Source organism: Buchnera aphidicola (Cinara cuneomaculata), assembly GCF_900698865.1.
Classification (GTDB): Bacteria; Pseudomonadota; Gammaproteobacteria; order Enterobacterales; family Enterobacteriaceae; genus Buchnera_F; species Buchnera_F aphidicola_AA.
The window spans coordinates 376,345-402,053 of record NZ_LR217695.1; the positions used below are offsets into that span (position 1 = coordinate 376,345).

35 protein-coding genes and 1 tRNA gene are annotated in these 25,709 nt (G+C 26.2%); 7 read left to right on the forward strand and 29 right to left on the reverse strand.

All coding sequences use genetic code 11. The annotated features are described in order from the left end of the window. Nucleotides 1-34 precede the first annotated feature (34 nt). The 26 genes from rpsN to aroK form a co-directional block, all read right to left on the reverse strand. Nucleotides 35-340: a 30S ribosomal protein S14 gene (rpsN, locus tag APCICUMA2628_RS01690; RefSeq protein WP_154027643.1), complete on the reverse strand. Its 306-nt coding sequence runs from the start codon at nt 338-340 to the stop codon at nt 35-37. Between the two features lie 19 nt (nt 341-359). Beyond that, nucleotides 360-899, reverse strand: coding sequence for a 50S ribosomal protein L5 (gene rplE, locus APCICUMA2628_RS01695; RefSeq protein ID WP_154027645.1), 540 nt, complete (start codon nt 897-899; stop codon nt 360-362). A 15-nt stretch (nt 900-914) separates the two neighbouring features. Next, on the reverse strand, nt 915-1,232 hold the full coding sequence (gene rplX / locus APCICUMA2628_RS01700) for a 50S ribosomal protein L24 (RefSeq protein ID WP_154027647.1): 318 nt from the start codon (nt 1,230-1,232) through the stop codon (nt 915-917). Nucleotides 1,233-1,246: 14 nt separating this feature from the next. Further along, nucleotides 1,247-1,618 carry a 50S ribosomal protein L14 gene (gene rplN, locus APCICUMA2628_RS01705; protein WP_154027649.1) on the reverse strand — a complete coding sequence of 124 codons (372 nt, stop codon included), beginning with the start codon at nt 1,616-1,618 and terminating at the stop codon, nt 1,247-1,249. Between the two features lie 144 nt (nt 1,619-1,762). Then, on the reverse strand, nt 1,763-2,017 hold the full coding sequence (rpsQ, locus tag APCICUMA2628_RS01710) for a 30S ribosomal protein S17 (RefSeq protein WP_154027651.1): 255 nt from the start codon (nt 2,015-2,017) through the stop codon (nt 1,763-1,765). Beyond that, nucleotides 2,014-2,211 carry a 50S ribosomal protein L29 gene (gene rpmC / locus APCICUMA2628_RS01715; RefSeq protein ID WP_154027653.1) on the reverse strand — a complete coding sequence of 66 codons (198 nt, stop codon included), beginning with the start codon at nt 2,209-2,211 and terminating at the stop codon, nt 2,014-2,016. The genes rpsQ and rpmC overlap by 4 nt, the downstream gene beginning before the upstream one ends. Nucleotides 2,212-2,214: 3 nt before the next feature. Then, nucleotides 2,215-2,625, reverse strand: a complete 411-nt coding sequence (rplP, locus tag APCICUMA2628_RS01720; RefSeq protein WP_154027655.1) for a 50S ribosomal protein L16 — start codon at nt 2,623-2,625, stop codon at nt 2,215-2,217. 20 nt (nt 2,626-2,645) lie between these two features. Then, nucleotides 2,646-3,350, reverse strand: coding sequence for a 30S ribosomal protein S3 (gene rpsC, locus APCICUMA2628_RS01725; protein ID WP_154027657.1), 705 nt, complete (start codon nt 3,348-3,350; stop codon nt 2,646-2,648). A gap of 2 nt (nt 3,351-3,352) precedes the next feature. Continuing rightward, complete coding sequence (gene rplV / locus APCICUMA2628_RS01730; RefSeq protein ID WP_154027659.1) at nt 3,353-3,700, reverse strand: 50S ribosomal protein L22; 348 nt, start codon at nt 3,698-3,700, stop codon at nt 3,353-3,355. Nucleotides 3,701-3,719: 19 nt separating this feature from the next. Next, the gene (gene rpsS / locus APCICUMA2628_RS01735) at nt 3,720-4,004 is read right to left on the reverse strand and encodes a 30S ribosomal protein S19 (RefSeq protein ID WP_154027661.1); all 285 of its coding nucleotides are present in this window, start codon (nt 4,002-4,004) and stop codon (nt 3,720-3,722) included. 17 nt (nt 4,005-4,021) lie between these two features. Further along, nucleotides 4,022-4,843, reverse strand: a complete 822-nt coding sequence (gene rplB / locus APCICUMA2628_RS01740) for a 50S ribosomal protein L2 (RefSeq protein ID WP_154027663.1) — start codon at nt 4,841-4,843, stop codon at nt 4,022-4,024. Nucleotides 4,844-4,860: 17 nt separating this feature from the next. Beyond that, nucleotides 4,861-5,163, reverse strand: coding sequence for a 50S ribosomal protein L23 (gene rplW, locus APCICUMA2628_RS01745; RefSeq protein ID WP_154027665.1), 303 nt, complete (start codon nt 5,161-5,163; stop codon nt 4,861-4,863). Next, a complete protein-coding gene (gene rplD / locus APCICUMA2628_RS01750; RefSeq protein ID WP_154027667.1) occupies nt 5,160-5,765 on the reverse strand; it encodes a 50S ribosomal protein L4 in 606 nt (201 codons plus the stop codon). Before rplD ends, rplW begins: the two co-directional genes overlap by 4 nt. Before the next feature lie 14 nt (nt 5,766-5,779). Next, the gene (gene rplC / locus APCICUMA2628_RS01755; RefSeq protein WP_154027669.1) at nt 5,780-6,412 is read right to left on the reverse strand and encodes a 50S ribosomal protein L3; all 633 of its coding nucleotides are present in this window, start codon (nt 6,410-6,412) and stop codon (nt 5,780-5,782) included. 51 nt (nt 6,413-6,463) lie between these two features. Beyond that, nucleotides 6,464-6,775: a 30S ribosomal protein S10 gene (rpsJ, locus tag APCICUMA2628_RS01760; RefSeq protein ID WP_154027671.1), complete on the reverse strand. Its 312-nt coding sequence runs from the start codon at nt 6,773-6,775 to the stop codon at nt 6,464-6,466. Nucleotides 6,776-7,010: 235 nt separating this feature from the next. Next, nucleotides 7,011-8,195, reverse strand: coding sequence for an elongation factor Tu (gene tuf / locus APCICUMA2628_RS01765; RefSeq protein ID WP_154027673.1), 1,185 nt, complete (start codon nt 8,193-8,195; stop codon nt 7,011-7,013). A gap of 73 nt (nt 8,196-8,268) precedes the next feature. After that, complete coding sequence (gene fusA / locus APCICUMA2628_RS01770) at nt 8,269-10,380, reverse strand: elongation factor G (protein ID WP_154027675.1); 2,112 nt, start codon at nt 10,378-10,380, stop codon at nt 8,269-8,271. 82 nt (nt 10,381-10,462) lie between these two features. After that, nucleotides 10,463-10,933, reverse strand: a complete 471-nt coding sequence (gene rpsG / locus APCICUMA2628_RS01775) for a 30S ribosomal protein S7 (RefSeq protein WP_154027677.1) — start codon at nt 10,931-10,933, stop codon at nt 10,463-10,465. A 21-nt stretch (nt 10,934-10,954) separates the two neighbouring features. After that, nucleotides 10,955-11,329, reverse strand: a complete 375-nt coding sequence (gene rpsL / locus APCICUMA2628_RS01780) for a 30S ribosomal protein S12 (protein WP_154027679.1) — start codon at nt 11,327-11,329, stop codon at nt 10,955-10,957. A 102-nt stretch (nt 11,330-11,431) separates the two neighbouring features. Continuing rightward, entirely contained in the window at nt 11,432-11,722 is a 291-nt protein-coding gene (tusB, locus tag APCICUMA2628_RS01785; protein ID WP_154027681.1) for a sulfurtransferase complex subunit TusB, read from the reverse strand. Nucleotides 11,723-11,734: 12 nt separating this feature from the next. Then, nucleotides 11,735-12,094, reverse strand: a complete 360-nt coding sequence (gene tusC / locus APCICUMA2628_RS01790) for a sulfurtransferase complex subunit TusC (RefSeq protein ID WP_154027683.1) — start codon at nt 12,092-12,094, stop codon at nt 11,735-11,737. A gap of 21 nt (nt 12,095-12,115) precedes the next feature. After that, on the reverse strand, nt 12,116-12,502 hold the full coding sequence (tusD, locus tag APCICUMA2628_RS01795; RefSeq protein ID WP_154027685.1) for a sulfurtransferase complex subunit TusD: 387 nt from the start codon (nt 12,500-12,502) through the stop codon (nt 12,116-12,118). Between the two features lie 169 nt (nt 12,503-12,671). Then, the gene (gene trpS, locus APCICUMA2628_RS01800; protein WP_154027687.1) at nt 12,672-13,688 is read right to left on the reverse strand and encodes a tryptophan--tRNA ligase; all 1,017 of its coding nucleotides are present in this window, start codon (nt 13,686-13,688) and stop codon (nt 12,672-12,674) included. A gap of 72 nt (nt 13,689-13,760) precedes the next feature. Further along, nucleotides 13,761-14,426 (reverse strand): ribulose-phosphate 3-epimerase, encoded by a 666-nt coding sequence (gene rpe / locus APCICUMA2628_RS01805; protein ID WP_154027689.1) that lies wholly within the window; start codon nt 14,424-14,426, stop codon nt 13,761-13,763. 114 nt (nt 14,427-14,540) lie between these two features. Next, nucleotides 14,541-15,644 carry a 3-dehydroquinate synthase gene (aroB, locus tag APCICUMA2628_RS01810; RefSeq protein ID WP_154027691.1) on the reverse strand — a complete coding sequence of 368 codons (1,104 nt, stop codon included), beginning with the start codon at nt 15,642-15,644 and terminating at the stop codon, nt 14,541-14,543. Nucleotides 15,645-15,694: 50 nt separating this feature from the next. Further along, on the reverse strand, nt 15,695-16,234 hold the full coding sequence (aroK, locus tag APCICUMA2628_RS01815) for a shikimate kinase AroK (RefSeq protein ID WP_154027693.1): 540 nt from the start codon (nt 16,232-16,234) through the stop codon (nt 15,695-15,697). A 199-nt stretch (nt 16,235-16,433) separates the two neighbouring features. Here aroK and APCICUMA2628_RS01820 point away from each other — a divergent pair. Continuing rightward, nucleotides 16,434-16,520, forward strand: a tRNA-Ser gene (locus APCICUMA2628_RS01820). 74 nt (nt 16,521-16,594) lie between these two features. Here the strand turns inward: APCICUMA2628_RS01820 and APCICUMA2628_RS01825 are convergent. Beyond that, nucleotides 16,595-17,176, reverse strand: a complete 582-nt coding sequence (locus tag APCICUMA2628_RS01825; protein WP_154027695.1) for an NfuA family Fe-S biogenesis protein — start codon at nt 17,174-17,176, stop codon at nt 16,595-16,597. A gap of 142 nt (nt 17,177-17,318) precedes the next feature. On the opposite strand from APCICUMA2628_RS01825, the gene APCICUMA2628_RS01830 reads away from it, so the two are divergent. Beyond that, complete coding sequence (locus APCICUMA2628_RS01830; protein WP_154027697.1) at nt 17,319-18,104, forward strand: alpha/beta fold hydrolase; 786 nt, start codon at nt 17,319-17,321, stop codon at nt 18,102-18,104. Nucleotides 18,105-18,152: 48 nt separating this feature from the next. Here APCICUMA2628_RS01830 and ssb read toward each other — a convergent pair whose 3' ends face one another. Further along, on the reverse strand, nt 18,153-18,689 hold the full coding sequence (gene ssb / locus APCICUMA2628_RS01835; RefSeq protein ID WP_154027699.1) for a single-stranded DNA-binding protein: 537 nt from the start codon (nt 18,687-18,689) through the stop codon (nt 18,153-18,155). A 156-nt stretch (nt 18,690-18,845) separates the two neighbouring features. Between ssb and dusA the strand changes: the two genes are divergently transcribed. The 4 genes from dusA to hemW all read left to right on the forward strand — a co-directional run bounded on the left by dusA (nt 18,846) and on the right by hemW (nt 23,497). Continuing rightward, nucleotides 18,846-19,910 carry a tRNA dihydrouridine(20/20a) synthase DusA gene (dusA, locus tag APCICUMA2628_RS01840; protein WP_154027701.1) on the forward strand — a complete coding sequence of 355 codons (1,065 nt, stop codon included), beginning with the start codon at nt 18,846-18,848 and terminating at the stop codon, nt 19,908-19,910. Between the two features lie 284 nt (nt 19,911-20,194). Beyond that, complete coding sequence (dnaB, locus tag APCICUMA2628_RS01845; RefSeq protein WP_154027703.1) at nt 20,195-21,568, forward strand: replicative DNA helicase; 1,374 nt, start codon at nt 20,195-20,197, stop codon at nt 21,566-21,568. A 285-nt stretch (nt 21,569-21,853) separates the two neighbouring features. Then, nucleotides 21,854-22,261 carry a Holliday junction resolvase RuvX gene (gene ruvX / locus APCICUMA2628_RS01850; protein ID WP_154027705.1) on the forward strand — a complete coding sequence of 136 codons (408 nt, stop codon included), beginning with the start codon at nt 21,854-21,856 and terminating at the stop codon, nt 22,259-22,261. 87 nt (nt 22,262-22,348) lie between these two features. Continuing rightward, the gene (gene hemW / locus APCICUMA2628_RS01855; protein WP_154027707.1) at nt 22,349-23,497 is read left to right on the forward strand and encodes a radical SAM family heme chaperone HemW; all 1,149 of its coding nucleotides are present in this window, start codon (nt 22,349-22,351) and stop codon (nt 23,495-23,497) included. 44 nt (nt 23,498-23,541) lie between these two features. On the opposite strand, the gene trmB is transcribed toward hemW, so the two are convergent. Next, nucleotides 23,542-24,261, reverse strand: a complete 720-nt coding sequence (gene trmB, locus APCICUMA2628_RS01860) for a tRNA (guanosine(46)-N7)-methyltransferase TrmB (protein WP_154027709.1) — start codon at nt 24,259-24,261, stop codon at nt 23,542-23,544. A gap of 131 nt (nt 24,262-24,392) precedes the next feature. Here trmB and mutY point away from each other — a divergent pair, with 131 nt between their 5' ends. Next, complete coding sequence (mutY, locus tag APCICUMA2628_RS01865) at nt 24,393-25,682, forward strand: oxidative damage protection protein (protein ID WP_154027711.1); 1,290 nt, start codon at nt 24,393-24,395, stop codon at nt 25,680-25,682. Nucleotides 25,683-25,709 lie beyond the last annotated feature (27 nt).

Consider the following 25,709-nt stretch of genomic DNA (forward strand, 5'->3'; position numbering starts at 1 on the left):
TAAATTAAATTAATCAATAAAATATTGTTATATTTTACCAACTTGCTTTTGTTAAACCCGGAATTTCTCCTCTCATAGCTGCCTCACGCAATTTCATACGACTTAATCCGAACTTACGTAAAAATGCATGCGGACGTCCAGTTTGTCGGCAACGATTACGTTGTCGAGATGGACTAGAGTCTCTAGGTAAAGTTTGTAGCTTTAACACGGCATTCCAACGATCTTTATCAGACGATGTTTTAGATTTTATAATCTCTTTTAATTTAGAACGTATTATACGATACTTTAACGCCAACTTAATTCTTTTAATTTCTCTTTCTTTCATAGATTGTTTGGCCATATCATTTACCTAAATAATTTTATTTTTGAAAAGGAAAGTTAAACGCAACTAACAAAGACTCACATTCTCGATCTGATCGAGCATTCGTTGTAATAGAAATATCCATACCTCGAATGGAATCAATTTTTTCATAATTAATTTCTGGAAAAATAATTTGTTCACGAATACCTAAACTATAATTACCTCTTCCATCAAATGATTTACGTGACATACCTCTAAAATCACGTATACGCGGAATTGCAATAGTAATAAGTTTATCAAAAAAATCCCATTTTCTTCTACCTCGTAAAGTAACTTTGCAACCAATAGGATATCCTTTACGAATTTTAAACGATGCAATAGACTTTTTAGCTACAGTAATAACTGGTTTTTGACCAGAAATTTGAGTTAAATCATGTATAGCATGTTCTAATAATTTTTTATCTGTAACTGATTTTCCCACGCCCATATTTAAAGTAATTTTTTCAATTCTGGGAACAGCCATTATTGTAGAATACTTAAATTCATTCATTAATTTAGGAACAACATAAGCAAGATAATGACGATATAATCTAGACATAAAAATACCTTATATTTATTTTAATAATTCTTTATTTGATTTATACCGACGTATTTTTTTACCTGACACCCAAAAAAATTCTATTTTATCTGATTTATTAATTTTTTTATTAAAAATTGATACATTCGATATATGAATAGGTGATTCATGTAAAATAATTCCACCAGATTGTTGTCTTTCTGGAATGGATTTTTGATGTTTCTTTACCATGTTAATTCCTTGCACTATCAACGTACAATTATTGCGATATATTTTTTTTACTATACCAATTTTACCTTTATCTCGTCCAGTTAAGACTATTACCACATCATTAACGTGTATTTTTGCAGCCATAATTTAATTTCCTATTATAAAACTTCTGGAGCCAAAGAAATAATTTTCATAAAAGATTCTGTTCTTAATTCTCTTGTCACTGGACCAAATATACGAGTTCCAATAGGCTGATTAGTAGCATCATTCAAGATAACACACGCATTACTATCAAAACATATCATAGATCCATCTATTCGACGAATTCCTTTCTTAGTACGTACTACAACTGCCTTCATAACTTCACCTTTTTTTACTTTACTACGAGGAATTGCCTCTTTAATCGCTACCTTTATAACATCACCGATGCGAGCATAACGTCGACGAGAACCCCCTAAAACTTTTATACACATAACTAAACGTGCGCCAGAATTATCAGCAACATTTAATGTTGTTTGTACTTGAATCATATCTATATATTCCTATAATTAAAAATTTATAAAATAAATCATATAACAAATTAATAAATATACATGTTAAAATAACATAATAGAAGACATGAAACTATCTTTATATAACGCTCATGCCTCCTGATTATAAAAATAAAAAAATTTTTAAATAATAGAATTTTCTATAACACGTAGTACAGTCCAAGATTTTGTTTTAGATATTGGACGACATTCACATATTTCAACTAAATCTCCAATCTTGCAAATATCTTTTTCATCATGTACACATAATTTGGTTCTTTTATTAACAAATTTACCATAAATAACATGTTTTACTCTACGGTCTATAGTAACTATAGTAGATTTTTGCATCTTATTACTAGTTACATAACCCTGTAAAATATTTTTTTTTTTATTCATAGTTGATGATTTGTCCTATTCGTTAAAATTGTTTTAATACGTGCGATTTTTCTTCTAACCTTTTTTATTAAATGTGTCTTTTTTAACTTTCCGGATGATAATTGAAGACGAATATTAAATTGTTCTTGTAACAATTCTAATAATTTTTTTTTTAAATCTTGTTTGTCACTATTATATTGAGTTATTTTATGCATAAATTACATTACCGATTTAGAAACAAAAATAGTTTTAATAGGTAGTTTTGATGAAGCGCGTTTAAATACAGATCTAGATTCTTGTTCTGATATACCTTCAACTTCATATAATATTTTACCTGGCTGCACTAAAGCTACCCAATATTCAACATTACCTTTACCTTTGCCCATACGTACTTCTAGAGGTTTTTGTGTAATGGGTTTATCTGGAAAAACACGGATCCACATTTTACCTTGACGTTTTACTGACCTAGTAATTGTTCTACGAGCAGATTCAATTTGTCGAGACGTTAATCGACCTCTATCAATAGCTTTCAAACCGTATGTTCCAAAACTAATTTTATTATCAACAGATAAACCTCGATTTTTTCCTTTGTGCATTTTTCGAAATTTTGTACGTTTTGGTTGTAACATATAGATAAATCTCCATAATATTACCTACGATATTTGCGGGAAAATTTTTTCATTGAATTAAATTTTTTTTTATCTTGTTTATGACTTAAAACCATATCACCTAATATTTCGCCTTTAAAAATCCATACTTTAACACCAATCACGCCGTACGTGGTATGTGCTTCTGAAGTACTATATTCAATATCCGCCCTTAATGTATGCAAAGGCACTCTACCTTCTCGATACCATTCCCTACGTGCAATTTCAACACCTCCTAACCTACCACTTATTTCAACTTTGATCCCTTTAGCTCCTTGTCGAATAGCATTTTGTACTGAACGCTTCATAGCTCGACGAAACATAATCCGTCTTTCTAACTGTGAAGCGATATTATCAGCTACCAATCTAGCATCTAATTCCGGTTTTCTAATTTCCGAAATATTAATTTGAGTCGGTACATTAGTTAATTTAGAAATTTCGATACGTAATTTTTCAACATCTTCACCTTTTTTGCCGATGACAATTCCAGGCCTAGCTGTATATATAGTTAGTTTAATACTTTTTGATAATCGTTCAATAACAATTTTTGAAATCAAAGCTGTTATTAATTTTTTCATTATAAAACTACGGACTTTAAAATCACTATCTATATAGTTAGGAAATTCTTTTTTACTAGCAAACCAAATAGAATTCCAAGTTCTAATAATACCTAATCGCATACCATTAGGATGTACTTTTTGGCCCATTACTATCCTCCAGAATGTATAACATCAGATAAAATAATTGTCATATGACTAGTTCTTTTTAAAATTCGATCAGCCCTACCTTTTGCTCGAGGCATCATACGCTTTAAACTACTACCGCCATCAACAAAAATTTTTGAAATAATCAATATTTTTATATTACAACCGTAATTATGTTCCGCATTAGAAATTGCAGACTGCAATAATTTTTTTATTAAAAAAGCTGATTTTTTATTTAAATTCGACAAAATACGTAATGCTAATAATGCATTTTTACCGCGAATAATATTAGCAACTAAACGAATTTTTTGAGCAGAAGAACGAATTTGATTATATTTAGCTAATATATTCATATTATATTTCTTTATTTTTTTATTTAAGTGGTTTTTTAATTTTTTTATCTGCAATATGCCCTCTATAAGTTCTCGTAACAGAAAACTCTCCCAATTTATGACCTACCATTTCTTCTATAACAAACACTGGAACATGATTACGACCATTATGTACTAATATAGTTAAACCAATCATATTTGGAAAAATAGTAGATCGTCGAGACCATGTACGAATTGGTTTTTTTTTTCCTTCTTTTAATGATTTTTGAATCTTATTTAATAAATGAGCATCAATAAAAGGTCCTTTTCTAAGCGAACGAGGCATAAGTTTATCCTATATAATTATTTTTTTCTATGACGTATAATAAATCTTTCAGTTCGTTTATTTTTTCTAGTTTTTTTACCTTTTGTTTTTAAACCCCACGGACTAACAGGATGTTTACCAAAATTTCTTCCTTCACCACCTCCGTGCGGATGATCAACAGGATTCATGGCTGTACCCCGTACAGTAGGTCTAACACCAAATCGACGAGTAGCACCAGCTTTTCCTAAAATACGTAACATATGCTCTGAATTACCTACTTCACCTATAGTAGCGCGACATTCTATATGAATTTTTCTTAATTCTCCTGAACGTAAACGAATAATTACATACCGATCTTCTTTAGAAATTAATTGAGCATAATTACCTGCAGATCTAGCAATTTGACCTCCTTTACCAATTTTCATTTCAATATTATGTATGATAGTTCCAGTCGGAATATTCTTTAATGGTAAAGAATTTCCTAACATAATAGAAGCAGAAGATCCAGATTCTATAATATCACCTACTTTAATACCTTTAGGTTCCAAAATATAACTTCTAGTACCGTCACGATATAACAATAAAACTATATTAGATGATCGATTAGGATCATATTCAATTCTTTGAACTGTCGCTTTAATATTATCCTTACATCTTTTAAAATCAATACAACGATATAATCTTTTATGTCCGCCGCCTATATGACGCATAGTTATGCGACCATAATTATTTCTACCTCCTGTTTTATTTTTTTTATGTAATAAAGGAGCATAAGGTCTGCCTTTGTATAAATTAGGATGAACAACTTTTATTACATGACGCCTGCCAGGTGATGTTGGTTTACATTTTATAACAGCCATATAAACTCCTATTATATTTATTTAGAATGTCCTAAAAACTCCAAATTTTGACCGGATTGTAAAACAATATATGCTTTTTTCCAATCACTACGTTTAAATATCTTATTTTTTTGACGTTTTCTTTTACCTTTAACGATTAATGTATTGATTTTATATACTTTAATATTAAAAATTTTTTCAATAGCTGATTTAATTTCACATTTAGTAGAATTTTTTAAAACTTTTATCACTACAGTATTATTTTTCTGCATATTATTTGATGATTTTTCAGAAATATGCGGCGCTAATATTATTTTTAATAATCTTTCCGTTAGAGTCATCGAAACATAACCTTAATTTTTTTAATCGCCGATACCGTTAATAAAATGTTATCATACGACATTAAACTGATAGGATTAATAGATTGTGCATTTAAAATACATACAAAATACAAATTTCGAGATGCATAAAGTAAATTACGACTTATATTATCAGTAATAATTAAAACACGTTTAAAATTCATAGATTGTAATTTTTGATATAAAACTTTCGTTTTAGGAGATTTTATATCAAAATCTGTAAATATAAATAAACGATTTTGTCTAATTAATTCCGAAAAAATACTTTTTATAGCGCCTTGATACATTTTTTTATTTATTTTTAGTAGATATTTTTTAGGTTTGGCTGCAAATGATACACCCCCAGACCTCCAAATAGGACTTCTTAATGATCCTGCACGAGCCCTACCCGTTCCTTTTTGTCTCCATGGTTTTTTTCCTGATCCCGATACCTCTGATCTACTTTTCTGAGCTTTACTACCTTGTCTTTTACGAGCTAAATAAGCCACTGTAATTTGATGAATAAGCGGTTCATTATATGAAACATTAAAAATACGTTCAGGTAACCTACATGTTACACCAGTATCATGACATACGACTTCCATATTTTTATACTCCTTTATTTTTTCTTCACAGCAGGCTTTAATATTACATCTCCGCCGATAAAACCAGGAACAGAACCTTTAATCAAAATTATTTTTTTGATAGCATCTATTTTTATAACTCTTAAATTTTGAATAGTATTACGTACGTTACCTAAATGACCTGACATTTTTTTACCTTTAAAAACATGACCGGGGGTCTGATTTTGACCAATAGATCCTGGTACACGATGAGATAAAGAATTACCATGAGTAGCATCTTGCATTCTAAAATTCCAACGTTTAACTGTACCCGCAAAACCTTTTCCTTTAGTAATACCCGTCACATCTACTTTTGCAATATTTTTAAAAAAATCAATTGTTATTCTTTGACCGTATTTAAATCGTGATATTTTCTGACATCTAAATTCCCATAAACCTCTACCAACAGGTACATTATTTTTAATAAAATGACCACGTTCTGGTTTTAAAATTCTATTTTTATTTTTAGTTCCTGTAGTAACCTGAATAGATTCATAATTATCAGTTTCTAATGATTTAATTTGTACTATCACATTATCAAGTACTTCAACAACAGTCACTGGAACTGATGAATTATCATCCGCAAAAATACGTGTCATTCCTAACTTTTTACCAACTAAACCTATCATAGATTATGTAACCTTATTAGTTAATCATTGATATTTTATGATTATTTTCAATTAATCTAAACTAATTTGAACATCAACACCCGCAGCAAGATCTAAACGCATTAAAGCATCAACAGTTTTTTCTGTCGGCTTTACAATATCAATTAATCGTTTATGAGTTCTAATTTCATATTGATCTCGAGCATCTTTATTAACATGCGGTGATATTAAAATAGTAAACCGTTCCTTACGAGTAGGTAAGGGTATAGGCCCTAATACTTTAGCACCGGTGCGTTTAGCTGTAGCTACAATTTCTGTAGTAGATTGATCAATTAAACGATGATCAAAAGCTTTTAAACGAATACGAATTCTTTGATTCTGCATAAATACAGAACTCCTTATTAAAAAAATCTACCTTCATAAATTTAATTGAATAAAATTTTTATATTTAAAGTTATATGATTATTAAAAAATTTAAAAATCACTTTATTACAATAAAATTTTTTACATAAATATCAAGATATCTGCATTTCAGCCATTAAAATATCAAGAAAAGAGAAAATACTCTATTCTTGACAAAATATTAAAATGTTGATACATAATAAAATTTATATAAAAATTATGCAATCACTTTTGTGACTACACCTGCTCCGACAGTACGCCCACCTTCTCGAATTGCAAAACGCAGTCCTTCAGCCATCGCAATTGGATGTATTAAAGTAACGACTATTTTTATATTATCTCCAGGCATGACCATTTCTACATTATCCGGTAATTCAATGGATCCTGTAACATCAGTAGTACGAAAATAAAATTGTGGACGATATCCTTTAAAAAAAGGAGTATGTCTTCCACCTTCTTCTTTAGATAAAACATATACTTCAGATTCAAATTTTAAATGAGGATGAATAGTTCCGGGTTTTGCTAGAACTTGTCCGCGCTCAATATCATCACGTTTAGTACCTCTTAATAAGATTCCGACATTTTCTCCAGCACGACCTTCATCTAGTAATTTACGGAACATTTCCACACCTGTACATATTGTCTTAGTAGTTGATTTGATACCAACAATTTCAATTTCTTCACCCACTTTCACAACACCTCTTTCAATACGGCCAGTTACTACAGTACCTCTACCGGAAATTGAAAAAACATCTTCTATTGGTAATAAGAACGGTTCATCAATTGCTCTAATTGGTACCGGAATGTACGTATCTAAATAACCTGCTAATTCAATAATTTTATCTTCCCAAACTTTATCACCTTCCAAAGCTTTTAGTGCTGACCCACGAATTATCGGAATATCTTCTCCGGGGAAATCATATTGAGTTAATAAATCACGAACTTCCATTTCTACTAATTCTAGTAATTCTTCGTCATCTACCATATCACATTTATTTAAAAATACGATAATGTGCGGTACACCTACTTGTCTACCTAATAAAATATGTTCTCTAGTTTGAGGCATTGGACCATCAGTTGCCGCTACAACTAATATTGCTCCATCCATTTGAGCAGCTCCAGTAATCATATTTTTAATATAATCTGCGTGACCAGGACAATCCACATGAGCATAGTGACGTACATTCGTGTCATATTCAACATGCGAAGTATTTATAGTTATACCTCTAGCTTTTTCTTCTGGAGCGTTATCTATTTGTTCAAACGCGCAAGCCGTACCACCAAATCGTTTCGATAACACAGTTGTAATTGCTGCTGTTAAAGTTGTTTTACCATGATCTACATGTCCAATAGTTCCTACATTAATATGTGGTTTAGAACGATTAAATTTTTCTTTTGACATAACTTAGTCCTTAATTATTTAAATAATTTCTACCGATTAAAATTATTAAAATTGTTATTATTTTTTATATATATTAAACTGATCGATTTGAAATAATCGAATCACGAATTATAGCAGGAGCTTCCATATATTTCATAAATTCCATAGAATAAGAAGCTCTACCTTGTGTTTGAGACCTTAAATCAGTTGCATAACCAAACATTTCTGATAAAGGAATATATGCTCTAATATTTTTTCCTCCAATAGCATCATCAACCATTCCTTCAATAATACCACGTCGCCGGTTAATATCTCCAATAACATCTCCCATATATTCTTCAGGCGTTTCTACTTCTACCTGCATAATTGGTTCTAATAAAATCGGATTAGCTTGTTTAAAAGCCGATTTAAATGCATACGAAGCTGCTAATTTAAAGGCTAATTCAGAAGAATCAACATCATGATATGAACCATCGTGCAAACGAACTCCGATATCTACAACCGGATATCCCGCTAAAGGACCGGATTTTAACTGTTCTTGAATACCTTTATCGATAGCTGAAATATACTCTCCTGGAATTGAACCGCCTTTAATATCATTCACAAAAGAATATCCGGAACTATTTGATTTTAAAGGAAAAATATCAATAACTACATGCCCATATTGACCCCTTCCTCCAGATTGTTTAATATGTTTGCCGGTAATATCAACTACTTCTTTTAAAATCGTTTCACGATACGCAACTTGAGGCTTACCTATATTAGCGTCTACTTTAAACTCACGTTTCATACGATCAATAATGATCTCTAAATGCAATTCTCCCATTCCAGCAACAATAGTCTGATTAGATTCATGATCTGTCCATACTCGAAAAGACGGATCTTCTTTAGCTAATCTATTTAATGCTAATCCCATTTTTTCCTGATCTGCCTTGGTTTTTGGCTCGACAGCAATAGAAATAACTGGTTCTGGAAAATCCATTTTTTCTAAAATAACTGGAGAAGAGATATCACATAACGTGTCTCCTGTTGTAACATTTTTTAAACCAATCGCCGCAGCAATATCTCCCGCTCGAACTTCCTTAATTTCTTCACGTTTATTAGCATGCATTTGAACAATTCGACCAAATCGTTCAGTATGATTCTTAACAGAATTTAAAACTACATCTCCTGATCGGACAACTCCTGAATAAACACGAAAAAATGTTAAATTCCCAACAAAAGCATCAGATGCAATTTTAAAAGCTAAAGCGGAAAAAGGCTGCGAATCATCTGATCGATGAATAGAATTAAAATGATTCTTGTCTTTAACAAAATCTTTAATATCATCAGTATCTTTAGGTGAAGGTAAATACTCAATAATTGCATCTAATAACGCTTGTACACCTTTATTTTTAAACGCTGATCCACATGTTATTAATGTAATTTCATTATTTAAAGCTCTAATCCTTAATCCTTTTTTAATATCTTTTTCATTTAAATATTCATTTTGTAAATACTGTTCCATTAATTGATCATTTGCTTCGGCAGCAATCTCTATTAAATTTATATGCCATTTTTTAGAAATAGATAACAATTCTTGAGGAATATCTAAATATTGAAAAGTTATTCCCTGATCTTGTTCCGACCACTTAATTGCTTTCATTTTTACTAAATCAATTACACCTTCAAAATTTTCTTCTGCTCCAATAGCTAATTGAATTGGAACAGCAATAGTACTTAATCGTTCACGAATCTGATCAACAACTTTAAAAAAATTAGCACCCATTCGATCCATTTTATTGACAAAAGCGATTCTAGGTACTTTATATTTATTAGCTTGTCTCCAAACTGTTTCAGATTGAGGCTGAACACCCCCAACCGCACAGTAAATCATAACAACACCATCTAATATTCGCATAGATCGTTCTACTTCGATGGTAAAATCAACATGTCCTGGAGTATCAATAATATTAATTCTATGTGATAAAAATTGTTTGGCCATACCTGACCAAAAAGTAGTAGTAGCTGCTGAAGTAATAGTAATACCACGTTCTTGTTCTTGTACCATCCAATCCATGGTAGCAGCACCATCATGAACTTCACCAATCTTGTAATTAATTCCAGTATAAAATAATATACGTTCTGTAGTAGTTGTTTTACCGGCATCAATGTGTGCACTAATCCCAATATTTCGATATTGAGTAATAGGTGTTATACGCGCCATAAAAATCCTTGTAGTATATTCTTACTAAAATAAAATAAAAAATTTATTTCAAATAGAAATATTATTTATAAATAAATTAAGTTTACCAACGATAGTGTGCGAATGCCTTGTTAGCGTCAGCCATTTTATGAACTTCTTCACGTTTTCGTACGGCTGATCCTTTATTATCTATTGCATCTAATAACTCATTCGTTAATCGAACTGACATTGATTTATCTATACGTTTACGAGCTGCACTAATTATCCATCGCATAGCTAAAGTATTTTTTCTTGTAGGACGAACTTCTATAGGAACTTGATATGTAGATCCTCCAACACGACGAGATTTAACTTCTACAGAAGGTTTGACATTATTTAATGCAAGTGTAAAAATATCTAATTCTTTTTTTTTTAATTTTTTAGATAAAGCTGATAAAGCAGAATACACAATCTTTTCTGCAAGAGATTTTTTACCATTAATCATTAATATATTAATAAATTTAGCTAACAAATCCGAAGAGAACTTAGGATCCGGTAAAATCTTTCGTTGAGCTACTATACGACGACGCGGCATAATTAAACTCCTAAATAATATTTATATTTTTATTTTTTTAACACCGTATTTAGATCGACTTTTTTTTCGATCCTTAACACCGGAACAATCTAAAGAACCTCTCACAACATGATACCGTACTCCAGGCAAATCTTTTACTCTACCTCCGCGAATCAAAATAACAGAATGTTCTTGCAAATTATGACCTTCACCTCCAATATATGCAGTAACTTCATAGCCATTAGTTAATCGAACACGACATACTTTTCTTAATGCAGAATTTGGTTTTTTAGGAGTGGTAGTATATACTCGAGTACATACTCCTCGTTTTTGCGGACAACCCGATAATGCAGGTACATTAGTTTTTACTAATTTTCGTGATCTAGGATAACGAACTAATTGATTAATTGTAGACATATATTCCCCAAAATATTTTATATTTATATACAACGTATATAATATTAAATTAAAAATATTCAATATAGAGATATCTCTATTATTTTTGTTAAAAATAATTATTTACCAAGTCATGTTCGACTTGTGACCTGCGGTCAAATAAACAAAACTTTGATAATTCGATAATATTAAACGTTTTTTTTTTGCTATAGTCAATAATCCTCTAGCAGACAAATCATCCTGCAAAAAATATACTAAATTAAAATTATCATATATTTTTTTAGAATTATCATTATTTACTAAACTTAATATTACGCCATCTTGAATACATATTAAATCATCAAATACTGAACTAAATGATAATAAAGAAGACATAGATATGTTATATGGAGAATTTGATAAAATATGTAACATAATTTTTAATTCTCACCATGTAAAAATAAAATCAAATTGATTTATTTTTTTTTTAATACATACACGATTCAAAAATTTTACTGGTAACAAAAAATCATCATTATCTTTTAAACCACGTTGATATGCTGATCTTTTACAAAAAAAAAAATTTTTTATTTCATATAATAATAAAATTTTAAATGAAAGAGAATAGTTATGTAAACAAATCAATTCCGGTTTTTGAAATTGCATTAACTGTAATACACCATCATCAATAAAAAATAGAGCAATTTTATTGCTAAATAAAGAATAAGAAATAATCAAATCTAATCCTTCTTTACTAAAAGTATCCCCGTGAGGAGCTCGCGAAAAAATAAAAGCAACTGATTTCATAAAATTCATTTATTATTATAATTAAAATTGTATAATACGATCACAATCATGTATTGAATGAGATAATTCACTTAAAGTTATCCAGTTAAATATAGAAGAAACGTTATGTTGAATTTTTTCAATTTTATTCATAGATTCACTTAAAAAAATTCCTCTCCTATAAGCAGAACTAGGACAAACACATAAAGAAATATTATATTTTTTTTTTAACTGGATCCATCCACGTAATATATTAAATTCATGCTTGGGAGGATGCATCATGCAGTTAGCGTTATATACGCCCGAAGCATAAAAAAAAACTTTTTTTATACAGAAATTTGATAAAATAATTGATTTAATAAATAAAAAAGCAGTTATAGCATTTTGTGTACCATAAGGTAAACCAGTTACAAACACAATATAATTCATATGCCAACCACAACAATAAATTGTATATAATAAGATTTATTATTTAATAAAATATTTATGTAAATAGTTTATTAATAATTAAAATATTAAATAATAATAATAATTATTATTATACTTGAAAAAATAGTTATATATTATAATTATTTTGTATAATGCTCAAATATTGTATCTATAAATCTAATACTTGTAAAACGTTATATAAATTTTTTTTACTAATATCTAATGCAGTTTTTGCACCAAATTTAAGTATATGAATTAAATAATCCTCATCTTTTCGAAATTTAAAATATAATTTCTGTATTTTTGAAATTGTATCACATACAATTTCTGATAACTGTTTTTTAAAATCATAATATCGATAATTTTTAAATTCACATTCTAGTATAGAAATATTTTTATTTGTTAAAACGGAAAGAATAGATAATAAATTAGAAATACCAGGTTTATTATAAATATCATATTTTATATAATAAACAGGATCTGAATCAGTCAATGAACGCAATAATTTTGCCCGTATCAAATCAAGATTATCTAATAAAAAAATTGTATTGTTAAAATTTTTATCTGATTTAGACATTTTTTTTGTAGGTTCTTGTAGAGCCATAATTTTATATTTTTTGGATTCTTTTAAAATATGAGGAATAACAAAAATATTCCCATATTTAGAATTAAAACGATGAGCAATTTTTTGAACTAATTCAATATGTTGTTTTTGATCTAAACCAACGGAAACACCATCTGTACGATACAACAAAATATCCGCCGCCATTAATACCGGATAACAAAATAAAGATAAATTAATATTTTTTTTATCCACTAAAAATTTTTTTTTAAATTGAGTCATACGCGATAATTCCCCAAAATAAATAAAATTACTTAAAATCCAGTATAATTGACTATGTGTATAAACATGAGATTGTACAAAAATTGTACTATCATTCGGATTAACTCCGCAAGATAAATATAACGCTACCATATCTAAAATACTCGTAGAAAAACTATTTTTAATATAATTATCATGATTTCTTGTCGTTAAAGCGTGTAAATCAGCAATACAAAAAAAACATTGATACTTTTTTTGTATAGTTTTCCAATTACACATCGTGCCACAATAATTACCAAGAGTTAGTAATCCCGTAGGTTGAATTCCTGTAAACATTACATCTTGTGTTGTAATATTTAACATACATTAATAATCCTTAAAAATTATATTTTATATATATACAATATGCTTACTTATATATGGTATTACCAATTGCTATAAAATAGCAATATCTTTAAGTGCTTTTATTGTTTTTAAATAATCCTGAGAATGAAAAATTGTAGATCCAATTACTACATAATCGGCTCCTGATTGAATTATCTTAACAATGTTTGATAAATTAATACCACCGTCCACTGAAAGTATAATACTTTTTTTTTTTTTATTAATTAAATATCGTACGTGTTGAATTTTTTTTAAAATATATGATAAAAAAATTTGACCACCAAAACCTGGATTCACAGACATAATTAAAATTAAATCTATCTTCTCTATTATATAATCTAAATGATGTAAAGAAGTTGCAGGATTTAAAGCTATACCTACACTGCAACCAATTTTTTTAATTAATTGTATAGTTTTATCTAGATGGTTAGTAGATTCAGGATGAATCGTAATAAATTTAACGTTCAAATTAAAAAATAGAGGAATCAAAGAATCTACAGGAGAAGCCATTAAATGTACGTCAAATAAAACCTTAATTTTATTATCTTTAATGGATTTTAATATACAAGGACCCATTGTTAAATTAGGAACATAGTGATTATCCATTACATCGAAATGAATTAAATCACAACCAGCACGTATCATAGTTTTTATATCATGCCCTAAATAACAAAAATTTGCAGATAAAATAGATGGAATAATCAAAAACTTGTTCATGAATTTCCTCAATTACGATGAATATATTTTGATATAAAAAACTAACTTTATTTTTATAAAATTTATTAAAATAGACTTTTATTGTTAAGAACATATATTTTTATATACCAAAAATTAAAAATTATATATTTTATTCTGACATTTACGAATTACATCTAATAATACCGATTCGGATACAGATGAAATAAGTTGAACTTTACCAAGTGATACCGGAATAACTAATCTCATCATTTTATTTAATACTTTTTTATCTCGTAACATAAGGACGAGATACTCGTCTGGTAACATGTTTTTAGGACCCTTGATTGGTAATCCTGCATTGTAAAGAAGTTTTACAATTCTAAAAAAAATATTTTCATCTAATAAATGTAACTGAACAGATAAATAAGCTGCCATAACAATACCAACAGAAACTGCATAACCATGCAACCATTTCCCGTATCCAGTATATGTTTCAATTGCGTGAGCAAAGCTATGTCCTAAATTCAGAAAAACTCGTATATTATTTTCTTTTTCATCATGTTTAATTACATACGCTTTAAATTTACAGCATTTATTGATACAAAATAATAATTCTTTTTCTTGTAAATTTAATATTTTAAATAAATTTTCTTCTAACCAAATAAAAAATTTTTTATCAAAAATAATAGCGTATTTTATAATTTCAGCTATTCCAGAAATAATATGCACTTTAGGCAATGCCAATAAAAAATTTATATCAATAAATACACCTTTAGGTTGCCAAAACGAACCTATCATATTTTTTCCTAATTTATGGTTAACACCTGTTTTGCCGCCTATAGAAGCGTCAACTTGTGCTAATAAAGTAGTCGGAATCTGAAAAAAATTAACTCCTCTTTGATATATTGATGCAACAAAACCAGTAATATCACCAATAACACCTCCACCTAATGCAATTAAAGTAACATCACGACTATATGTTTTATCTAATAAAAAATATATTATTTTTTCTACTACCCTTAAATTCTTATGACATTCTCCATCTTTAATAATAAAAACTGGTATATTTTTTATAATATCATGAATATAAAAAAATTTTTTTGTAAGAATAACTTTATTAATAGTGTTATTAGTAATAATAACACTATTCTTATTATTTAAGAAAATAGTAGATAAAGACAAATTTTTTGATATTTTATTATAAATATGTATATCGTAACTTTTACGACGTAAATTAACACTAACTTTATATATCATAATTATCTAACTTATATGTTATTTAAAATCTAATTAAATTAAAACATTAATTAATGCTCAATAAGATTACGAAAATTCCTAATAATACTAGATGCAATAAAAGATATTTTTTGATTATTTGTATCAACTATAAAATCAGAAATATTTTCATAAATCGGATCACGTATTTTTGATAATGATTTTAATATTTTTTTATCTTCACTATAAATATGAGATAGTAAAGGTCTCTTTTTATCTAAATGTGTTCTTGCTAATTGCTCTTCTACTGTAGTCCGTAAATAAACTACAAATCCTCTAGAAACTAACAAATTTCTAGATTTTACAGAAAGTACTGATCCCCCGCCTGTAGATAATATTATACCGACTTTATTAGTTAATTCATTAACAATTTTTTCTTCTCGTATACGAAATTCAGCTTCACCTTCTACGTCAAAAACCCAATTTATATCTACTCCTGTTCTTTTTTCAATTTCATGATCAGAATCATAAAATTTCATCTTTAAAAAACGAGATAAATGACGACCAATAGTACTTTTACCAGCTCCCATGGGACCAATTAAAAAAATATTTTTTTTCTTATATTGATTCATACAAACTCCTAAAATAGGATATATTATTATGATAATAAATCATCTATATAATCAAATTTTTTTATATATGTAATTAAATTACAAGAATAATATAAAATATGTATACAATTATAACTCTATAAAAATAATAAAAAACTTGATTTTAAAAATACTTTTCCATACTATGTAATATATAGTATTATACTCATAATAGACACACGGTGAGATGTCCGAGCGGTTTAAAGAGCATGCCTGGAAAGTATGTATACGATAAAACGTATCAAGGGTTCGAATCCCTTTCTCACCATAAAAATTTATCTAAGTAAAATATCAATAATTAATTTGATATAATTTATATACTTCTTATAAATATAATAATCATTAATAATATGAATGTTGACCTGAAATATGATCTGTTACATCTTCTATTCTTGAAATTTCAGGAAAATATTTTATTAATTTTTTTTCTATACCAATCTTTAAAGTAGTATTAATCATTGAACATCCATTACAACCCCCTAAAAACTTTAAAAAAACTACACCTAAACTATTTACTTTAATTAAAGTTACTGAACCACCATGTAATAATAATTTCGGATTAATTTTAATATATAAAAAATTTTTTATTTTACATTCTAATTGAGAAAATTTTTTCGATTTTTTTAATAATTTTGCATTTGGAGCATGCAAAGTAATTTTTGAACCTAAATCATTTGTAATAAGATCTATTTTAGAATTTTTTAAAAATGGTATTAAATATTTACGAAAATAAATTTTAAATTTAATATAAGAAATTTTTTTATCTTTAACATTATCAATATCTTGATTACTACAATATGCCATACCGCATTCAGCATACATAGTACCCGGTGAATTAACAAAAACTCTAATATTCGTTCCTACTTTTTTTTTAGATAATAAACTAATTATATATTTTTGTGCTGAGTCAGATATCGTAATCATAGAATTATTCTATATAATATGTTATTGTATATAATTAAAAAATAAATAAACACGTGTTCCTAATAATAAAAAATATATAAGTATTTTTTTATAAAAAAAATCTCAATAAGTTTTTCATTATATACATGATTATACCAATAAAATGCAAAAAATAATACGTCAATCTATATTCGGAAATGGAAAAATACATTTAGTTTTGTTACATGGATGGGGATTAAATTCAGTTGTTTGGAATAAAATTATTCCTATCTTAAAACGAAATTTTACCTTACATATTATTGATTTACCTGGATTCGGAAAAAATATTCATTGTCCAATTATGAATTTTGAACAAACATCTACGAGGCTATTAAAAATAGTAACGAAAAAAGCTATCTGGTTAGGATGGTCATTAGGAGGATTATTTGTACATTATTTAGGATTACATTATCCAAAGCATACACAAGCAGTAATTTATACTGCTTCATCACCGTTTTTTATACAAGAAGAAAAATGGCCCGGTATATCCATAAATCTATTAAACTCAATAAAAAAAAATATTTTGACAGATTATGAAAAATTTTTATTAAAATTTATCGTAATACACGTTATTGATATCAATATAAACAATATTTATAATTTTAAAATTAAAAAATTTTTATTTAAAAAATATCCTAGTCCAACAAAACAAGCAATTGAAATAGGATATCACTGGTTAACAACAATTGACTACAGAAATACAAAATTATCCCCAAATATTCCGACATTTCGAATATATGGAGAATTAGATAACATAGTACCTATTAAAATAAAAAAAATAATAGATAATTTATGGAATAATAATAATTCTTGCGTTATAACCGGAGCTAAACACGCACCATTTTTATCACATCCTATTATTTTTTGTAATATTTTAAATGAATTTATAAAAAATCTATCTATGATTTAAATCATAATAATATATTTATATGGATACTACTATATTTTAATAAATAATTTAAAAAGGAATATCTTCATCATCAAAATCAATTTTAGAAGTCGTATCTATTAAATGAGATTTATTCTTAAATTCATTAGAAATATTATGAGAAATATTTTCTATAGATGATTTTGTAGATAAAGTACTATCATCTGACATATCTTGTGTTTCTAAAACAGATAATGACGACGATGTATTATTAATATTACGGGAACCTAACATTTGCATCGAACCAGTCACACTAACTACTATTTCAGTAGTATAACGATCCATACCGCTTTGATCTTTCCATTTACGAGTCTGTAAAGATCCTTCAATATACACTTGTGATCCCTTTTTTAAATATTGACCCGAAATTTCAGCAATTTTACCAAATAAAACAACACGATGCCATTCAGTTTTTTCTTTTATTTCACCTGTATTTTTATCTTTCCATGTGTCAGAAGTAGCTATATTAAGATTTACTACAGCACCTCCATTAGGCATATAACGTACATCTGGATTTTGTCCTAAATAACCAATTAAAATTACTTTATTTACACCTCTACTTGCCATACAATTTAACCTAAATATAATTGATATAAATTTATTATAATCTTAAATTATACCATATTATAAATAATAATTTCATTAAAATAAATGCTTTTTTTAAAATTAAATATATAATAATATATATTATTATATATTAATACTAATTAATATGATAAATATATGTCTTATTTTATAAATAAACCATATAAAAATATAGATATTTTTAATATATTATATTTTTACTACCTAAAATATATAAAATCCAATATGCAAATAAAAAATTCACATAAATTTTCTGTTGCACCTATGTTAAAATATACAGATCGACATTGTCTATTTTTCTATAGACAACTTACAAGGTTCACCTTTTTATATACCGAAATGATTACAACACATGAAATGATCTATAATAAAAATTTATTTACAAACAATCAAGTTAATATGATCAATCCACTAGCTATTCAATTAGCAGGAAATAATCATATTCATTTTAAAGAATGTGCAAAAATAGCATATTCCATGGGATTTAGTGAGATAAATTTAAATATCGGTTGTCCTTCTAAACATGCTCAATATGGTAATTTTGGCGCACGTTTAATGCATCAACCTAAATTGATTTATTTATTAATAAAATCTATATATTTTACCGTACCAACCCCCATTAGTCTAAAAATTAGATTAGGAACAAATAAACATAATCAATATGAATTTCTTAAAAATTTTATTCAACAAGTATCTAAAAATAGATATTGTACCAAATTTATTATACACGCTAGGATCGCAGACCTAAAATGTAATAGTCCAAAAAAAAATCGTAATGTACCTGCGCTAAACTATCAATATGTTTATCAAATTAAAAAAGATTTTCCAAATTTAAAAATTATTTTAAACGGCGGGATAAAATCTATTATAGAAATACAACAACATTTAAAATATGTAGATGGTATTATGATGGGTCGAGAAATATATAAAAATCCACTCTTATTATATGAAATAGACGAAAAAATATTTTTACATAAAAAATATATGAAACTTAAACAATGTTTTGAAAAAATGTCAACTTATATAACCAACGAAAAGAATAATGGAATAAAAACAATTCATATAATAAAACACATGGTAAATATTTTTTATAATCAACCATATTCAAAAAAATGGAAATTATATTTTTTAAAAAATATAAATTGTCCAAATAATATAGAAAATTTATTTCAAAAAATATATAAAATATTAAATATAAAATAATAATAATATTATTACATTATGTTTGTTATAGATAACTACTCTTATATCATAAATAATTCATATATCAATAATACCACTAATGATAAAAAACAAAATAACTAATATCTTTAAAAATATATATTTTATATATTTTTGTTTTATATTTTTAATATAATTAAATATTATATATATAAATTATTAATAAAAACTTTTATTTTTAAATATCAATATTTGATATAAAAATATTATTTACATAATAAATTATTATATACATTTAAAAATTTATGTAAGAGAATTAACTATTTATGATAGATTTAATAAACAATAAAAAATCATTTAAAATACCTCCACATTCATTAGAAGCAGAACAATCTGTATTAGGAGGATTAATGTTAGATAACCAACAATGGGACATAGTTTCTGAATATATTGTTACTGAAGATTTTTATAGTCGACAACATCAAATAATTTTCTGCGAAATGAAATATTTAATTGAAAAAGGATCTCCTATAGATTTAATTACTTTATCGGAATCATTAGAGCAAAAAGGAGAACTGAATAACGTAGGAAGATTTTCTTATTTAGCAGAGATTTCTAAAAATACCCCTAGTATTACTAATATCATCTCTTATGCAGAAATAATCCGTGAACGTGCCATTATACGTGAAATTATTTTAACAGCTCATGACATTGCGTATGCCGGATATCATCCAAAAGGCCGAACAAGTATAGAATTATTAGATTATGCGGAATCTAGTGTTTTTAAAATTTCAGAAACGCGCACGACAGACGGTAGTGGTCCAAAAAATATAGAAAAAATTTTAGATACAACTATTCAATCTATTGAAAAACTTTTAAAAAAACCTCACAGTGGAATAACGGGATTAAATACAGGATATCATGACTTAAATAAAAAAACATTTGGATTACAGCAATCAGATTTAATAATTATTGCTGCTCGACCGTCCATGGGTAAAACAACCTTTGCTATGAATTTATGCGAAAATACAGCTATGTTATACGAAAAACCAATTTTAATTTTTAGTCTCGAAATGCCCGGAGAACAAATTATGATTCGTATGTTAGCTTCTTTATCTAGAGTTAATCAATCTAAAATTCGAACTGGCCAACTAAATGATGAAGAATGGAGTAGAATATCTAGTATTATAAGTATTTTATTAAAAAAAAAAAATATCTATATAGATGATTCATCCGGACTTACTCCAAATGAAGTTCGTTCTCGTTCACGTAAAATATATAGAAAAAATAATGGATTAAGTTTAATTATGATTGATTATCTTCAATTAATAAAAATACCAGCATTATCAGGAAATAGAACTTTAGAAATAGCTGAAATTTCTAGAACATTAAAAGCATTAGCAAAAGAATTAAATATTCCTATTATTGCTTTATCCCAATTAAACCGATCGCTAGAACAAAGATCTGATAAAAGACCTGTTAATTCAGATCTTAGAGAATCAGGTTCATTAGAACAAGATGCAGATTTAATCTTATTCATTTATAGAGACGAAATCTATCATGAAAATAGTGAATTTAAAGGCATTGCTGAAATTATCATCGGTAAACAACGAAACGGGCCTACCGGCACTATTCGGTTAACATTTAACGGTCAATGGTCTAGATTCGATAATTATACTAATCAAAAATATCATCTTTGATAAAAAATAATAATTAATATTTTATATTATGAAAATAATATATTTTATATATAAAACAATATCCATGATAATTATTTAATTTAATGAATAATTATCATGGACATGATAAATAATTTTATTTATGTACACATATCAGTAAAATTATTTATAATCTGTTTATTAACTTAATGTATGCTATATTATATATATTATATTTAATAATATTAGTTAATATAAAATACGACTATGTGATAATATAAATGCTATTAACTTAACATCCATAATAAATATTATTAAAATAAAAATATGATCGTATTATCTATTGATTACGGCACTAAAATTATCGGTGTAGCTATGGCAGAAACAAAATTAAACTATTCTGTTCCACTACAATCCATTGCTAACGATAAAAAAAATATGTTTTGGGAAAAAATTAACACTACAATTAATTATTGGAATCCAAAATATATAATTATCGGATATCCATACAATATAAATAAAAAAATAAATAAAAAAATTAAAAAATTTAGCAAAATACTACATAAAAAATATAATAAACATATTATTTTATATAACGAAAATTATTCAACTACAGAAGCTAATTTTTTTTTAAAAAATTATGTAAAAAAAAAAAATCATTCATATTGCATACATTCCGTTGCTGCTAAAATAATTCTTGATAGTTGGCTAACAACTCAGCATAATTCAAAATAAATACATATATTCTTTTAAATCACCAATACTAATAACACACCTAAATAATTATCATCATAATAAATATAATAATTCATCTTAAATCCTATGTATAATACAAAATTAGATATATTACCACCTATTTGTCTATATATTCATATACCTTGGTGTATAAAAAAATGTCCGTATTGTGACTTTCACTCATATAAATATTCATATAAAATATCAGAAAAAACATATATAAAACATTTACTACAAGATTTAAATAATGATATAAAGATCATATCAAATCGATCTATTAAATCAATTTTTATTGGAGGCGGTACACCAAGTTTGCTGAAAAGTAGTACATTTTCATATCTATTAATGGAAATAAAAAAAATCATATATATTCCAGAAAAAATAGAAATATCCATAGAAATTAGTCCGGATATCAATCAAATAACTAAATTAGTAGAATACTACTACGCAGGTATTAATAGGTTTTCAATCGGTGTACAAACATTAAATGATATTTTGCTAAAAAAAATTGAACGAAAATATAATAAAAAAAAAGTTATTCAATTAATTAATTCTATTAGCCATATAACAGATAAAAATTTAAATATAGATTTAATCTACGGACTTCCTCAGCAAACTATTCAAAACGCTTTAGAAGATTTATATCAAATTATTATTTTAAAACCAGAACATATATCGTGGTATCAGTTAAATATTGAACCAAATACTAAATTTTATACACAAAATATTCATCTACCTTCTCTTCAAACAATAAAAATAATGCACGAGGAAGGAAAAAAATTATTAAAAAATTATGGATACATACAATATGAAATTTCTTCTTATTCTAAAAAAAAAAAATATCAATGCAAACATAATTTAAATTATTGGAATTTTGGTGATTATATTGGTATTGGATGTGGAGCTCATGGAAAAATAACCCAACGAAATAAACAAATCATTCGTACCATAAAAACTAAACATGATCACATCTACACACAAAAAAAATATATACAAAAAAAATATATCGTTTCTAAAAAAGATATTCCGTTCGAATTCTTTTTAAATAAATTTCGATTATTAAAACCAGTTTATTATAAAGATTTTGAAAATCAAACGTACCTGAACAAAGATAAAATTGCTAAAAAAATTATTATAGCTATAAAAAAAAGATATTTAATAAAAAATACCGATTCATGGTCTGTTACTGATTATGGACGAAAAAAACTAAATTCATTACTATCAATATTTTTATAAACAATAAAACTAAAAAAACAATTAATAATTTTTGATCATTATGATTAATTAATAACTTGATATTTATAATCAAAAATATTTTTTTTTAATAAAAAAGCTTTTTTTTTAAATTTAGTGTCACCCTGTAACTCTAAAAGAGGAGCCATTGCTGTTTCAAAAAAAACACGACGAAATCTAGAACATAAAGAAAATAAATCATGTATTTGTTTAGAATATAACGGACAATCTGTTACAATATGTATAAAACCTTTATAAATAATTTTTTTTAAAATTAAAATTATAAAAAAATTATTTATTAATCTTCTCTTATGATGTTTAGTTTTAAACCAAGGATCCGGAAAAAATATTTGTAAAATATTAATCATCTTATCAGGAATCATATAAATAAAAACTTCAACAGCATCATGAAAAATTATTTTCACATTTTTAAGATTATTAATATAAGCATACTTAATAGCTGTTAATACACTTTTTAAATGTACTTCTATTCCAATAAAATTGATATGAGGATTATTTAAAGCTTTTTCTATAAATAATTGTCCATCACCAAATCCAATCTCTATAATATAGAGTTGATTTAAAGAAAAAAAATCTGATAATTTTAATTGAACATTATCAACATTAATTCCATACATATTCCAGCACATTAAAAAATATTCTATATTTCGTATTTTTATATTCCTCCGTCTTGTTACATAACTTTTAATTGATTTAGAAAAATCGTTTTTTTTTTTAAAAAAAAAATTATTCATTGAAATAATCATATCATTATCACCTGTAAAAAAAATTATAAAAATATATAAACAAAATCTATCACTTTAAAAAATATTTTATTAATCTATTAAATTTATATACAACAATATCAATTATATTAAATAACTAAATTAGGATTAATATGTTATTTTCACAAAAAATACTGAACTGGTTTCATATTTATGGAAGAAAAAACTTACCATGGCAAAAAAAAAATATATATCTTATTTGGATATCTGAAGTTATGTTGCAAAGAACACAAGTTAAAACAGTCATTCCGTATTTTAAAAAATTTAAAAAAAAATTTCCTAATCTTCAAGTACTAGCATTCGCTCATATAGATGAAATTTTATATTTATGGAGCGGTTTAGGATATTACCAGAGAGCTTATAATATACATAAAACAGCTATTATTATTCAAAATGCATATAATGGAATTTTTCCAAATAATTTTAATGAAATATTAAAATTACCGGGGATAGGTAAATCAACAACAGGAGCAATTTTATCATTTGCATATAATTTTGGATACGCAATTTTAGATTGCAACATAAAACGCATATTAATACGATACCACAATATAAATACAGATCACAAAAAAAAAAATCAATTAGAATTAATGTTATGGTCGCTTATTAATAATTATCTTCCAATTCACCAATCTCGTGCATTTAATCAAGCTATGATGGATATTGGAGCATTAATTTGTACTCATCGAAATCCTCAATGTAATTTATGTCCTTTAAAAAATTCGTGTTTGTATTATCAAAATCCAGTAAATTTAAAACAAAAAATATACTATAAAAAAAATAAAATTGGTATACTCTTTTCAATTATAGAATATAATAATCAGTATTTATTAAAACAATACAATCAAATTTCTATCTGGAAAGGTTTATTTTACTTTCCTATAACATTTTTTTCAATATCCGATACAACATGGAGAATATCTAAAAAAAAAATAAATAATTTAAATATAGAAATCAATCCATTCATACATTACATTAGTAACACAAAATTATATATTTATTCACATTTAATAAATATTAATAAAAAAATATTACATACAGATATCAATCAAAAAAGAATATGGTACAATTTTTATAAAACTAAAAAGTTTGGTATTCCAGCTCCTGTACGCAAAATATTAAAATTAATACAAAATAATTCATTAAAAAAAAATATGAAAAAAAAAAATATACGTATAATTTTTTGTTCTTTTTTACAAAAAAATGCAGAAGGTTTAGATTATCCATTTTTTACAGGACAAACAGGAAAAAAAATTTATCAAGAAATTTCTAAAGAAGCTTGGTGTTATTGGCTGACGGAACAAACAAAGATTATAAATGAAAAAAAATTAAATATGTTTATAAAAACAGATAGGACCTATATAAAAAATAAAATGAAAAAATTTTTATTTACTAAAAAATAGTAATAAAAATAATTCATATATAAAAAC